The following is a 14,667-nucleotide window of genomic DNA, read 5'->3' as shown; positions in this document are numbered from 1 at the left end:
CCAGAAATAGGCATCGAAAACTGAGCTTTTGGAAAGTGTGCAGTTTTATGCAATTTATCTTGCCTTTAGTGACTGAAAGTGCAAGCTACATAGATAAAACTTAAAATACTTAATCTTGGATTAGACTTAGTTATTTTAACCTCAAACTAACAAGTTATACGGGTGTTTGATGCATTTTAGATGCATTATAGCCACATATTTGAAATTGACAGTTTCTTAAGCAAACTTAATCTCACTCATGTATAGTATAAAGTCTTCTACTGATACGATCAGATGACTATACAAGTATTAATACCCTCTGAATCTGGAAAATGAAATTATTCAAGGACTTTCAAGTATCGTGGAAAGATACCTTAGTTTGCTGCTTAAATATAGTGGCATTGAGCGGCTGTGTAAGTGTGTTAGCGGAGCTTACTGTAGGTATTGCACTTTCTGAAAAACCTGTTTTGGCTGAGAGTAAAATCATCCCCGATAATAGTCTTGGCGCTGAAAGTTCTGTTGTTGTACCTTTTGATAATGTTGGTTTTCCGATTGATGTAATTAACGGTGGGGCGATTCGCAAAGTAAACTTATTTCATAGCTTTCAAGAGTTTAATGTTGGCGAACTTCGAGGCGTTTATTTCCAAAACCCTAGCAATGACATTCAAAATATTCTAGCTCGCGTTACAGGTCAGAATCGCTCGGAGATTTTTGGAATTTTAGGTATTTTCAATCATACTGGTGTCACATCCAATCCTAATTTATTTTTAATTAATCCCAATGGTATTGTATTTGGTAAATATGCCACCTTGGATGTGCAGGGTTCGTTTGTAGCGACAACAGCGAATGCAATTCAGTTTGGCAATCAGGGGGTTTTTAGCGCGACAAATGCACAAGCACCGCCATTGCTAACGGTGAATCCTTCGGCATTGTTATTTAATCAGATTAATAAAAATGCAGTAATTCAAAATAACGGTGTTTTACTAGTTCCTCTTGGTAGAAGTTTGGCTTTGGTTGGCGGTAATATCAATCTAGATCGTGGAGTATTGTTTGCTCCTGGTGGGAAGATTGACTTAGGAGGGTTAGCAGAAGCAGGAACTGTAGCGTTGGGTGTAGATAGCAATAATCTTAACTTGAAGTTCCCTGAGAATGTGACACGAGCGGATGTATCCCTTACCAATCAAGCGTTTGTGTATGTGCGAGGTGGTGGAGGCGGTAATATTGCAATTAATGCTCGAAATTTAGATATATTAGGCGGAAGTTTCCTTTCTGCTGGTATTGGGGCGGGTTTAGGGACACCTGAAACTGTTGCAGGAGATATTTCCCTCAATGCTACGGGAGACATCAAAGTTGCAGGTTTTGGAAGCGGGATTGAAAATTTTGTACTCTCAGGAGCAAAAGGGAATGGGGGTAACATTACTATAGGTTCTGGTTCATTCTCATTACAAGATGGTGCTGCACTTTCTGCCTCAACTTTTGGACAGGGAAATGCAGGGAATGTGACAGTACGTGCAAAAAATGCTGTTTCCCTTGCAAATACTGCTATCTTCAGCACAGTGGAAGGGGAAAGTGTGGGTAATGGTGGCAATATCGATATCAGTGCAGCTTCACTCTCACTCACTCATGGCGCTAAACTTGAAGCCTCAAATTCTGGACAGGGGAATGCAGGTAACATACTGCTACAGGCTCAAGATAATATCTCTGCCAATAATAGTTTTATTCTCAGCAATATTGGCAGTCCTCAAAGACAGCAAGCCTTGGGTAATGTTGGTAATATTGATCTTTCAGCGAGAACAGTTTCCTTAACTGATGGGGCGCAACTGCAAGCAGGTTTCTATTCCGGGGGTCAGGGAAATGCGGGACTCGTGTCTGTAAAAGCTCAGGAAAGCATTTCTTTTACAGGTAAAAACAGTGGGATATTTGCCGATGTAGAATCAGGGGCTGTGGGCAATGGTAGCAATATCCAAATCTCTGCACCATTGGTTTCTTTTACTAATGGCGTTGGAGTAACTACCAGCAATGCAGGACAGGGGAGTAGTGGAAAAATCACTATTACAGCTGGGTCATTCTTTCTCAACAATGCTGTAGTAACTACCAGCAATACTGGACAGGGGAATGCAGGTAATATACTGGTACAAGCTCAAGACAATATCTCCGCCAATAATAATAGTTTGATTGCCAGCAATATTGGCAGTCTTGAAGGACAGCAAGCCTTAGGCAATGTTGGTAATATTGATCTTTCAGCGAGAACAGTTTCCTTAACTGATAGGGCGCAACTGCAAGCAGGTTTCTATTCTGGGGGTCAGGGAAATGCGGGACTCGTGTCTGTCAAAGCTCAGGAAAGCATTTCTTTTACAGGTAAAAACAGTGGGATATTCACCGATGTAGAATCAGGGGCTGGGGGCAATGGTAGCGATATTCAAATCTTTGCGCCATTGGTTTCTTTCACCAATGGCGCTGGAGTAACTACCAGCAATAGGGGACAGGGGAATAGTGGAAAAATCAATATTATGGCTGGGTCATTCTTTCTCAACAATGGCGCTGGAGTAATTGCCAGCAACCTTGGTAAAGGTATTGGTGGTACTGTAAATATTAATGCGAGTGATGCATTGACAATATCTAAGGATAGTTTTATAAATACCAGACTTGGTGCTGGTGCAATTGGACGTGGTGGGGATATTAACATTCAAGCGGGAAATGTTTTTGTAACAGATGGTGTAACAATCAGTTCTAGTAGTTTAGGTGAAGGGATTGCAGGCGATATTAACATCAAAGCTGACACTTTAGGTCTCAATAAAAGTCAAATAACGGCTCAAGCAGCCTCAACCGATGGCGGTAACATCAACGTAAACCTTGCCCGATACTTACTCTTACGCAATGATAGCCAAATCTCCACTAACGCAGGTACAGCCGAAAAAGGTGGCAATGGCGGTAACATCAATATCAACTCAAAATTTATCCTTGCAGTTCCCAAAGAAAATAGCGATATCAGCGCTAACGCCTTCACTGGAACTGGTGGAAATATCCAAATCAACTCGCAAGGTATTTTCGGTATCGAATCACGTCCAAAACTAACCCAAAAAAGTGATATTACCGCAAGTTCGGAATTAGGCGTTTCCGGTGTAATTAAAATTAATGTACCAGATACCAGTTCTATCCAAAATAGCCTCACCGAATTACCACAAAACGCGATTGATACCAACGCACTCATTGCCAATAGCTGCATTTCACGCGGCACCAAGCGACAAGAAAACTCTTTTACGATTACAGGTTCTGGTGCTTTACGCTATACTCCAGGAGGTGTGTTAACTTCAGCCTACACAACTGGTGATGTACGTAGTGTAGAGCCAACACCACGTCCTTGGAAAAAAGGCGACCCAATAATTGAACCACAAGGATTGTATCAATTACCCAACGGGCAATTAATCTTGAGTCGAAGTTGTTAAAACGAAATATTGCACATATCGGAAAAATCGCATACACAGTTTTCTGCAAAATGGGACACACAATCATGCAATTATCCGATACAAAAATCATGCAACTATAGGTGAATGCATTACCTAGTCGTTTACCTGATTGTGGATTTTATTTGAATTTATCCAAGGTAAATTATTTATGAATCAAGCACATCATCCTCAAAAAGCCAGTATTAAAAGTCTTCTTTGTTTATGCCTAATATCCACTGCATTCAGCCAAGCTTCGCCAGCCCAGGCACAAATCACACCCGATAATACTCTGGGTGCAGAAGCTTCTCGACTCAATCAAAATTTGATAATTAATGGCATACTGGGCGACAAAATTGATGGTGGTGCAATACGCGGCAGCAATCTTTTTCATAGTTTCAGCGAGTTTAATATCGAAAATGGGCAACGAGTCTATTTTGCTAACCCCACTGGAATAGAAAATATATTGACGCGGGTAACAGGTAGAAATGCATCAAATATTTTCGGGACATTGGGAGTTGATGGTGCAGCAAATTTGTTTTTGATTAATCCCAATGGAATTTTATTTGGGCAGAATGCGCGGTTAGATGTGCAGGGGAGTTTTGTTGGGACAACAGCCAATGGAGTGCAATTTGGGAATCAAGGTATTTTCAGTGCCACCAATCCTCAAGCACCACCATTGTTGACGGTAAATCCTTCGGCGTTGTTCTTTAATCAGATTAATCAAGGTGCAGTGATTCAAAATAACTCAATTGCACGAGCCGGAACAGACCCAGCAGGTTTTAATGCATCTGGTTTACGAGTACCTGATGGTAAAAGTTTGCTGCTAGTGGGCGGTAATGTCAGCATGGATGGTGGCCAGTTAAATGCTTATGGCGGGAGAGTTGAATTAGGGGGGTTAGTGGAAGCGGGAAGTATTGGTATTCAGGGAAGTGGCAATAGTTTGAGTTTGAGTTTTCCCAGTGGAGTTGGACGGGGGGATATTTCACTTACCAACGGTGCTTACGTAAATGTAGCTGCTGGAGGTGGCGGTAGTATTGCTGTAAATGCTCGAAACCTAAATATTTCGGAAGTTAGTAGACTCACTGCTGGGGTAGTATCCGGTGAGGTTGACAGTAAGGCAGGAAATATTGCAATTAATGCTACAGACACAGTGACAATTGATGGTACAAGCTCTACAGATACTTCTAGCCAAATATCAAATATATTGTCGCAAGGTTCTGGAACTTTAGGAGATGTAATCATCAACACAGGCTCTCTTAACGTTATCGGCAATGCCCAGATAGGTTCTGCTTCAAACGCACAAGGGGATGCAGGAAATGTCATTATCTTGGCAAAAGACAAAGTTTCATTTTCAGGAACTAACAGTGGAGTACTTAGTGCTGTTGGTCCTTTAGGTATAGGAAATGGGGCTAATATAAATATTAGAGCGCGATCGCTTTCCCTTGCTAATGGTGCTCAAATAGCTACAAGCACTCTTGGAAAAGGTAGCGCCGGAAATATTCAAATTAATGCTGATGACTCTGTTTTTGTCAGCAATGGTTCTATAATACACGCTGTAACCTTTGGGCAAGGTAATGCAGGAAATATCACCATTGAAGCCGGAAATACAATTTCCTTCGATGGAATAGGAAGTAATAATGTCTCTAGTGGAGCATATAGCGCTGTCAGACCCTTTGCAATACCTTCACTGGAATTTACAAAGAAACGCTCTGGAGGAGATATTACTATCACATCTGAGAAAGTTTCTCTGACCAATGGCGCTCAACTTGAAGCTTCAACTTATGGACAGGGGAATGCGGGGAATGTGACAGTGGATGCAAAAAATGCTGTTGACCTTGTGAGTGGCGACATTTTCAGCACGGTAGAAGCAGGAGGCGTAGGTAAAGGAGGCAATATCGACATCAATGCTACAACCCTGTCACTCACTGATGGCGCTCAACTGCTAACTGCTACTCGTGAAGCATCTGCTACCCAACCAGCAGGAAAAGGAGATGCGGGTAATGTCAATGTTTTAGTAACAGGCGCTGTTGATATTGCTGGGGAGAAAAACGATTTTCCCAGTGGGATTCGCAGCAATGTGGAGACGGGGACTGTTGGAAATGGGGGTAACATTTTTATCGATTCTGGCTCATTCTCTCTAAGTGACGGCGCTGAACTTGTTGCCTCAACTTATGGACAGGGAAATGCGGGGAATGTCAGTGTTTTGGTAACAGGTGCTGTTGATATTGCTGGGGAGAAAAACAATTTTCACAGTGGGATTCGCAGCATTGTGGGAACGGGGACTGTTGGCAATGGGGGTAACATTACCATCGATTCTGGCTCATTCTCTCTAAGTGATGGCGCTCAAATTGAAGCCTCAACTTATGGACAGGGGAATGCAGGGAATGTGACAGTGGGTGCAAAAAATGCTGTTTTTCTTGCAGGTGGTGACATCTTCAGTGCAGTCGAAGCAGGAGGCGTAGGTAAAGGAGGCAATATCGACATCAATGCAGCAACACTGTCACTCACTGATGGCGCTCAACTGCTAACCATTACTCGTGGTGCATCTGCTACTCAACCAGCAGGAAGAGGGGATGCGGGGAATGTCAATGTTTTGGTAACAGGTACTATTGATATTGCTGGGAAGAAAAACGGTTTTTCCAGTGCAATTTTCAGCTCAGTGGACACAGGAACAGTTGGGAATGGGGGTAACATTTTTATCGATTCTAGTGACTTGTCTCTAAGTGATGGCGCTCTACTTAATGCCTCAACTTATGGACAAGGAAATGCAGGCAATGTGACAGTGGATGCAAAAAATGCTGTTTTTCTTGCAGGTAACGCTTACATCCTCAGTGCAGTCGAAGCAGGAGGCGTAGGTAAAGGAGGCAATATCGACATCAATGCTGCAACCTTATCACTGACTGATGGCGCTCAACTGATAACTATTACTCGTGCTGCATCTGCTACCCAGCCAGCAGGAAGAGGAGACGCGGGGAATGTCAATGTTAAAGTAACAGGTGCTGTTGATATTGCTGGGGAGAAAAACGATTTTCTCAGTGCGATTTTCAGCTTGGTGGACACAGGAACAGTTGGGAATGGGGGTAACATTTTTATCGATTCTAGTGACTTGTCTCTAAGTGATGGCGCTCAACTTGTTGCCTCAACTTTTGGACAGGGAAATGCGGGGAATATTCGCATCAATGCAAAAGATACAGTAACTGTTTCTGGAACCAATCAAGAGACAGGATTATCTAGTGCTTTATTCACATTTACTTATTCTAATTCTCAAGGCAAAGGTGGCGATATTAACGTAAACACCAATATCTTTCGCGTGTCAGATGGCGCTTTACTGGATGCACGCACTAGAAATAATCAAAAGGGTGGCGATATTACGGTAAATGCAAATGTTTTTGAAGCACTCAACGGCGGACAACTCACCACCATTAGCTCAAGCAATGGACGTGCAGGTAAAATTACTGTCAACGCTGATGAGAAGCTAATAATTAGCGGTAGTGACTCTAATTATAGCGATCGCATTGCTAATTTTCCTGACAACGTAGCAAATATCGGCGCTAACAGTGGCTTATTTGTCAGTTCCACAGGTTCAGGAATCACAGGCGACATCGAAATCAACTCACCCAAAATTACCTTAGACAATCAAGGTAAACTCAACGCCGAATCTGCATCCGGTAACGGTGGTAATATCAACGCCAACAGCGACTTCCTCTTACTCCGTCATGGTGCTCAAATTTCCACCAGCGCAGGTACAGAAAAACTAGGTGGCGATGGCGGTAACATCAATCTCAACTCAAGATTTATCGTCGCCGTCCCTGGTGAAAATAGCGACATCACAGCCAACGCCTTTACGGGAAGTGGTGGAAACATTCAAATCAACTCGCAAGGTATCTTCGGTATCGAGTCACGTCCAAAACTAACCGAAAAAAGTGATATTACCGCCAGTTCGGAATTAGGCGTTTCTGGTGTAACAAATATCAATACACCCGATAACAGTTCTATTCAAAATAGCTTCACCGGATTATCACCAAACGTTATCGATACTAATGCACTCATTGCCAATAGCTGCATTTCACGCGCCACCAAGCGACAAGAAAACTCTTTTACCATTACAGGTTCTGGTGCTTTACGCTATACTCCAGGAGATGTGTTAACTTCAGCCTACACAACTGGTGATGTACGTAGTGTAGAGCCAACACCACGTCCTTGGAAAAAAGGCGACCCGATTATTGAACCGCAAGGATTGTATCGATTACCCAATGGACAATTAATTTTGAGTCGAAGTTGTTAAAACAAAATATTGCACATATCGGAAAAATCGCATACACAGTTATCTGCAAAATGGGATGCACCATCATGCGATCGCACCATACAAAAATCATGCAGCTTGGAGTTTAATCGTAACTAATTACCCGGACATGATATGATTAGTAAAAAGTTGCTAATTTTTACGTCCAGTCTCTTAAGGATCTGCCTTACGGCGATCGCACAACCATTATTCACTCAACAAACGCGATGCTCTCAAGAGAAACTAGTATGCGACGCCTGCGACGGGCTACGCCTACGCTGCGAAAATATTGCTAAAATTTGAGATGCCTATAGAGGCGATTTGATCCAGATAGGAGGCGATCTGATGCTTGAAACCACTATCCTCGAACACCTCCAACAACTGCCTGAATCGCTCCAACAGGATGTTCTTGATTACATCGAATCTCTGCTGCAACAGCAGGCACAGAGCAATCTGCTGTCAGCAACTCCCCCCAACCGCCAGCAAGCTTTTGGGATTTGGCAAGGCAAAGTTCGGATGTCTGATGACTTTGATGCGCCCCTTGATGACCTCGAAGACTATATGTGATGGGTTTTCTAGTAGATACACATACAGTCCTGTGGCTAATTAAAGGAGACACAAACTTGAGCGATCGCGCTCGAAGTATAATTGAATCCCCTGATACCAAGTTGTGCTTCAGCATCGCTAGCCTTTGGGAGATATCCATCAAAATTGGATTAGGAAAGCTGGAACTTGATTATTCCTTGCAAGCTCTAACCACACTTTTGCACGAGCTTGACATTGATATTCTGCCCATTAGTGTTGCAGATTTAGAATATTATCTGGCGTTGCCACTCCATCACCGTAATCCGTTTGATCGCATTCTGATTGCCCAAGCAATGCACCATGCCCTGATAATCGTCAGTCGTGATAGCACGTTTGCGGCTTATCCAGTGCAATGTTTGTGGACGTGAAAATTGCCCCCTGATTCAGACGCTCGATTACTCGCTAACGCTGCGCTATCCGCTTTTTCGTTCAAAATTCATTCTGTTAGCGGTAGCGAGGCGTTTAGCCCATTCTGGCGACTGACGCATGTATTCTGTTTTGACAAACAAATACCTCCTAGTCAGCTAATAGGCAATGTAAACCAAAATGTTGCCCCTGCACCCAATTCACTGTTTACACCGATTTCGCCGCCGTGAGCATGGATAATTTGCTTACACAGATACAATCCTAATCCTAAACTTACAGAATTGCCGATACTTCTACCCCGAAAGTAAAGGTCAAAAAGCCGATCGCTTTGTTGTTGACTAATTCCTACACCATCATCACTAACAGTACAATAAATCATCTCATCCTTACGGGTAGCATTGATTGTTAAAAGCAATTCCGGGGGATTATGTTTGAGAGCGTTGACGATTAAGTTAGAAAAAACTCGCCATAGTTGCGTGGGATCGGCATTCACTAATGGCAAATCTGCGGATACCAAATTTGTCAGCTTGGCTTGATTTTGTACTAGTAATGGCTCTAAATCAGCGATCGCAGCTTCGACAACTGTCAGTAATTGTACGGTTTGACGTTGTAAAACAACACCTTGCACCTCGCTGAGATGAGCTTCCATCAATGAATTAATTAAGTTCAGTTGGCGATCGCTACTTTGAATCATCCGCTCTAAAATTGAGCGGGAAATCGCAATATTTTCCTTTGAACGGGCAAGCAAATTCTTCAGTACCATTAAAGTACCTAGTACTGGGTTGCGTAAGTCGTGGGAAACTGCATGGAAAAATACTCGTAGTTCTTCTTCAGTTTGCTTGCGCTGGGTAATGTCTTCAATTAAACCTTCGTAGTAAAGCAGTTGTCCATGTTCGTCACGGACTGCGTAGGCTTTTTCTGAAATCCAGACAATACTCCCATCTTGGCGATAAATTTGGGACTCGAACTCGGAAACACTGCCATACTTTTCCATCAGGCGCACAAATTCTGCCCGACGGTTCGGATCGACGTACAATTGTTCAATATCAGTGAAGTTTGCTGTCACTTCCTGCGGTAAGGAGTAGCCATAAATCCTCGCTAAAGCAGGATTTGCTGTAATGTAATGTCCATCAGGACTGCTTTGAAAAATCCCTTCAACGGCGTTTTCAAAAATGCTGCGATATTTAACTTCGGCAACCTTGAGTTTTTGGTAGGCAGATTCCAGTTCTTGACGAGCGAAAAATTCAGAACGTTGCAGGCGATCGTACAGATAAACACCAATGTCACATATAGTACAAAACCAGAAAATGTATAAAATGAACGTTACATCATATATTCCTGGGTGATTGGGGACTGGTGTATTTAGCCCAAGTGCTGTATTCACACCAAAATAGTAAATCAGCACACTCAGTTGAGTCAGCAAGTGAAGAATCCAGCAAACAGGCATCAACACAGCTTGGCTCAAAAACAACAGCGACCAACCAATGGTATCGGGTAGCGCAAAACCACTAAGAGTTGCAAACAACTGTGATGCTAAACTAATTGACCAAGAAGACCCCAAAAATAATAAATCTGGACGATGACGACCTAATTTAGTTTTATGTAAGGCAAAGCAAATAATTATACTCGCAAGCATTGCAACATTAATTACCAAGCGCTGAGTTCTCAGTACTTCTGGCAGTTGCTGCAACTCTGCAAAAGGAAAAAACAGGCTGTAAATGTCTCGCAAAGTAAAAGACAATAGACAAATCAGCGCCAGCCATAACCATAAACGTAATCTCTGCCACAAGAAACGATTACGCCAAGCTCTGTAAAGAGTGGTGATTTCATCTGTTGTTGGTGCAGAAAAGGTTTTTCTCCACCAGCTTTGCACTGTTGTAAATGGAGTAGCCATTAGCATCCGAGCAACTTTGCCCATACCTTGAGGGTGTTTCCTTTACTCAACATTGCCATAAATAACACCCTCTCATTTTTTGGTAATTTATCAAAACAGAATTCAGGAGTCAGGAGCCAGAATTCAGAATTGAATTCTGTGCGACTGGCGGATGAATAATATTATGTCCGCATAATTAGTTATGATTTCCACAGTCATTGCACCCCACACGCCAGATGCTCCACTTGGGGAGACCCCAGACGCTCGATGACTCGCTTGCCGCCGGCGCTATCGCCCTTGGCGTCTCCCCTTGGGAGAAGACCGCACTGGCTCCCCTTAATCCCCTCCCCGCAAGCGGGGAGGGGAGACAAAGCGTCGCTTTGGCGGGGTGGGATTCTTCGGGTTTAATAAGTAATCAAGCGGACATAATATAAATGGTAGGACTTACGCAAAACATAACGAAAGTAGCGGTAATTCATGAATTACCGCTACGCAATAATCAGGTTTTCAGGCATATCTTGCGTAAGTCCTGAATGGGTTTAAGACCCCCACTAAATCTTTGATTTAGTGGTCAAACGATTTTGGATTTTAGATTTACGATAGCGAAGCGTTAGCGAGTCCGCTTACTCTGTAAGAGTTGCAAGCTAGCAAGAGCGTCTCGTAGAGAGCGTATGCGTGGATTAACCCCGCCCACAAGGGTCGGGGCTTGGGGATTTTAGATTAACGATTTTAGATTTGTTCCGCCCACAAGGGGCGGGGCTTGAACCGAAAAACCCCAATCCAAAATCCCAAATCTAAAATCTAAAATTGGCACGGTCAACAAGAAAGTGGCGGGTCTGAATCCCCCACTTTCTTGTTCTGACTTCTGAATTCTTCTTCAAGGGCGATTTGTTGCGGATGAAGTGAACAGAGGTAGTGTAAACCAGAAAGTTAACCCACGCTTGCGGTTACTCATAACCCCGATTTCGCCGCCATGCGCTTTAAGAACTTTCCGACAAAGATACATTTTTAAGCCAATGCTTGTAGAACAACAATCTTGAGGATCGCGGACATGGAGATCGAAGAGGCGATCGCACTCTACTTTACTCATTCCCACACCGTCATCTTGAATCTGAATGCGAATCATTCCCCCCTCAACGATGGCACTCAGAGTAAAATTTAACCCTGGCGGATTATTGTGCAAGCTATGTGCGATCAAATTTACCAAAACTTTCTGCAATCGAGTCCCATCTGCCATTACTAACGGTAAGTCTGCCCGAACCAAGTTCTTCAAAGTCGCTTGATTTTGTGTCAGCATGGGTTCCAACTGGGAGGAACATTCGCCCAGTAGGCTACTCAGTTGCACAGGTTCGAGTTTGATCTCAATACCCTGTTTTTCACAAGAATTAATTTCTAGCAATGAGTTAATCATTGTCAGTTGGCGATCGTTGCCCTGAATCATTCGCTCGATGATTGAGCGAGATATTGGAATTGGGGAAGGTGGGGCCCCTGAAGGGGATAAGGGGTAATGGGCATTGGGGATTGGGCATTGGGGATTGGGCATTGGGAATTGGGAAGAGACTTTTTCAATAATTCTCCCTTGTCCTTGATTCCCAGTCCCTAGCCCCCAGTCTCCACTCCCCACTCCCTGATTTAACAAATTCTTTAATACCATCAAGTTACCCATCACGGAAGTTCGTAAATCGTGGGCAACTGTATGCAAAACTACATCTTTGACACGATGCAAATTTTCAACTTCTTGCATTTTCTGCTGCAACTGTGCTGTCCGTTCTTGAACTTGGTGTTCTAAATTAGTGTTGAGTTCTGCTAGCTTTTGGCATATCTGGCTTTGTTGAATCGCGATCGCTACCTGTTGTGACATCTGCTGTAACAAATCAATTTCTATTGACTGCCAATCACGCGGCCCTGAGCATTGATTGGCAATTAATGCACCAAATAATTCATTACCTAGCATAATTGGTACAGTTAAAGTCGCCCTGGTTTGGAATTTTTGAAAATGCGTTTTGACTTTAGGAGATACTGTCATTTGCGTTACGTCTTCAACGACACGCACAAGATTATCTTTTAGTAAATTTCGTAATTCTTGTAAATAAGCTTCATCATTAGTAGACCAACCTGAGACTGATGGATATTTGGGATCTACTGATTCAGCAAGAGTTCTGACTCCTAAATTAGCATTATTTAAACCAATAAAAACTCGATCTGCTTGGAGAAATTGCCTAACTTCTGTCACGGTGGTTTGAAGAATTTCCTCTAAGTTAAGCGAAGACCGAATTCGCACCAAGGTTTCTGCCAACAAGCGATCGCGTTGGGCACAAAGGCGTAATTGTGCTTCTACTTGTTTGCGTTCTGTAATGTCGTGATGCACTGCTAAAATGGCAGGAACACCATCCAAATCAATGACTTCGGCTGACAGCAGGGTTGTAATTAGCTCACCAGATTTTTGCCGAAATTCAATTTCCAAGTTACGAGCGACTCCCGTGCTTTGCAACTCTTGCACTAAGTTTAAGCGATCGCGATCGTCTACCCAAAGATTTAATTCAAAAGAAGTTTTACCAATTGCCTCATCTCGCCCATAACCTGAAAGATTCACAAAACTGTCGTTAACTTCGATAAAGCGTCCATCTTGCAGCGTGCTAATCGTAATTGAATCGGGGCTACAACTAAAAGCTTTCGCAAATTTTTGAGCAAGATTTTGTAAGGCGACTTCCCCTTGTTTACGATCTGTGATATCTCGGACAATTGCTAGTACCTCATCTGCGCCACTCACTACCAACCGCGCCTCATAATCTCTGATTCCCAAATATGTTGGTAGTTGATATTCACAACTTTGCAAAATTCCAGAATCTAAAGTTTTAGCGATCGCTACTTGGCTAATCGCCGCAACATCACTCGGCAATAACTCTTGCAAATTTTTTCCAACTATTTCTTCTCTCGAAAGAGTGATATTTGCGCCCTCACTTTTCAAATCTAGATATTCGCCATCGCGGCTGATGCGAAACATCAAATCGGGGATAGCATCCAAAATTGCTTTATACCGTGCCTCACTTTCTTGCAATTTTTCTTCGGCTTGTTTTCGGTTTGTAATATCTATAACCAAGCCATGCCAAAGAAAATCACCTGCTGCTTGTAATTCGGGTTGTAAAGTACCTTGAATCCATTTAAGTTTGCCACTAGGCGTAACAATCCGACCTTCCCAATGCCAAGGTGCAAGAGTCGTGCGACAAACAGCAATAGATTCTGTAAAAGCTTTTATATCTTGTGGATGAATCAGTTTGTATAACACCTGAAAGTCTGCCTGTACAGCCTCTGGTTCTAATTCATACAAGTATTTACAACCAGAACTAATATAAGGGATAAATACAGAACCATCCTGCCGTTGCAGAATTTGGAAAATCATTCCTGGTAAATTGGCAGCAATTGTTTCCAACAGAGTGATTTTCTCTGGTGGAAAATCTGGTTTATGCGGTGATTTTACAATTTCATCCACTCTTAGACCCTTTGATATATAAGCAATTGGCATAATATTCAAGGCAATCATAGCCATTGTAAAAGTTTTTAGCTGTCAGCGCGTAGGCGTAGCCCGCCGTAGACATCGCTAACAACAAAAAAAGTGGCTCTACTTTCAGAGTAGTTCTGGATGCTGCGATCGCATTCACCCAATCGGGTGAACCATTTGTCAAAGAGCGATCAGTTCAGGAGTGCTGAGTCACTTTGAGGCAAAAGTTTCATCTTTTTCTGAACACTAAGTACAGTTTTGCATAAATTCGTAGCTTTTTTAAACGCCAAGGAATGCAAAGAGAATATAAAGATATATCACTGCTACGTCTCTACAAGGTTTATGGATAATAATTAATTTCTAGAAATGTCTAATAGGGGATTAATTAATAAAATTTTGTAGTTAGCTAATCGTCATTCAAATAGCATCTCCGTGTCTGTGCGTCAAAGTATCTACACATCAGCTTATTCTCATATCTTGAAACAACAAACCCTAATTTTAGGAACAATTCAAATGCTGACTGTAACTCTTATTTAGTTGTATATTTACTCTTTTGGGTGTTATGTAGCAGTCCTAAATCATTAGACTTCTTGCATAAATCAAAAAAAGAACCCCACCCCGCCTTTGACTCACCTCA

7 protein-coding genes are annotated in these 14,667 nt (G+C 42.6%); 4 read left to right on the top strand and 3 right to left on the bottom strand.

Features of this window, described 5'->3' with window-relative positions:
* Positions 1-311: 311 nt before the first annotated feature.
* The 4 genes from RMY63_RS01080 (at position 312) to RMY63_RS01065 (ending at position 8,660) form a co-directional block, all read left to right on the top strand.
* Positions 312-3,425 (top strand): filamentous hemagglutinin N-terminal domain-containing protein, encoded by a 3,114-nt coding sequence (locus RMY63_RS01080; RefSeq protein WP_322726914.1) that lies wholly within the window; start codon positions 312-314, stop codon positions 3,423-3,425.
* Between the two features lie 169 nt (positions 3,426-3,594).
* Positions 3,595-7,710: a filamentous hemagglutinin N-terminal domain-containing protein gene (locus RMY63_RS01075; RefSeq protein ID WP_322726913.1), complete on the top strand. Its 4,116-nt coding sequence runs from the start codon at positions 3,595-3,597 to the stop codon at positions 7,708-7,710.
* A 342-nt stretch (positions 7,711-8,052) separates the two neighbouring features.
* On the top strand, positions 8,053-8,274 hold the full coding sequence (locus RMY63_RS01070; protein ID WP_322726912.1) for a DUF2281 domain-containing protein: 222 nt from the start codon (positions 8,053-8,055) through the stop codon (positions 8,272-8,274).
* Positions 8,274-8,660: a type II toxin-antitoxin system VapC family toxin gene (locus tag RMY63_RS01065; protein WP_322727037.1), complete on the top strand. Its 387-nt coding sequence runs from the start codon at positions 8,274-8,276 to the stop codon at positions 8,658-8,660. The genes RMY63_RS01070 and RMY63_RS01065 overlap by 1 nt, the downstream gene beginning before the upstream one ends.
* Positions 8,661-8,812: 152 nt before the next feature.
* Here RMY63_RS01065 and RMY63_RS01060 read toward each other — a convergent pair whose 3' ends face one another.
* The 3 genes from RMY63_RS01060 to RMY63_RS01050 all read right to left on the bottom strand — a co-directional run bounded on the left by RMY63_RS01060 (position 8,813) and on the right by RMY63_RS01050 (position 14,214).
* A complete protein-coding gene (locus RMY63_RS01060) occupies positions 8,813-10,552 on the bottom strand; it encodes an ATP-binding protein (protein ID WP_322726911.1) in 1,740 nt (579 codons plus the stop codon).
* Between the two features lie 856 nt (positions 10,553-11,408).
* A complete protein-coding gene (locus RMY63_RS01055; RefSeq protein ID WP_322726910.1) occupies positions 11,409-14,021 on the bottom strand; it encodes a PAS domain S-box protein in 2,613 nt (870 codons plus the stop codon).
* Positions 14,014-14,214, bottom strand: coding sequence for a hypothetical protein (locus RMY63_RS01050; RefSeq protein ID WP_322726909.1), 201 nt, complete (start codon positions 14,212-14,214; stop codon positions 14,014-14,016). The genes RMY63_RS01055 and RMY63_RS01050 overlap by 8 nt, the downstream gene beginning before the upstream one ends.
* Between the last annotated feature and the right edge of the window lie 453 nt (positions 14,215-14,667).

The organism is Nostoc sp. ChiQUE01b, from assembly GCF_034531255.1.
Taxonomy (GTDB): domain Bacteria; phylum Cyanobacteriota; class Cyanobacteriia; order Cyanobacteriales; family Nostocaceae; genus Nostoc.
Note: the sequence above shows the minus strand (reverse complement) of the source record. Positions and strands in the feature narration are given on the sequence as shown.

Bases quoted from the DNA above. Each gene is read 5' to 3' on its own strand.
- RMY63_RS01080 (WP_322726914.1), top strand. From the start codon at position 312: ATGAAATTATTCAAGGACTTTCAAGTATCGTGGAAAGATACCTTAGTT.
- RMY63_RS01075 (WP_322726913.1), top strand. From the start codon at position 3,595: ATGAATCAAGCACATCATCCTCAAAAAGCCAGTATTAAAAGTCTTCTT.
- RMY63_RS01070 (WP_322726912.1), top strand. From the start codon at position 8,053: ATGCTTGAAACCACTATCCTCGAACACCTCCAACAACTGCCTGAATCG.
- RMY63_RS01065 (WP_322727037.1), top strand. From the start codon at position 8,274: ATGGGTTTTCTAGTAGATACACATACAGTCCTGTGGCTAATTAAAGGA.
- RMY63_RS01060 (WP_322726911.1), bottom strand. From the start codon at position 10,552: ATGGCTACTCCATTTACAACAGTGCAAAGCTGGTGGAGAAAAACCTTT.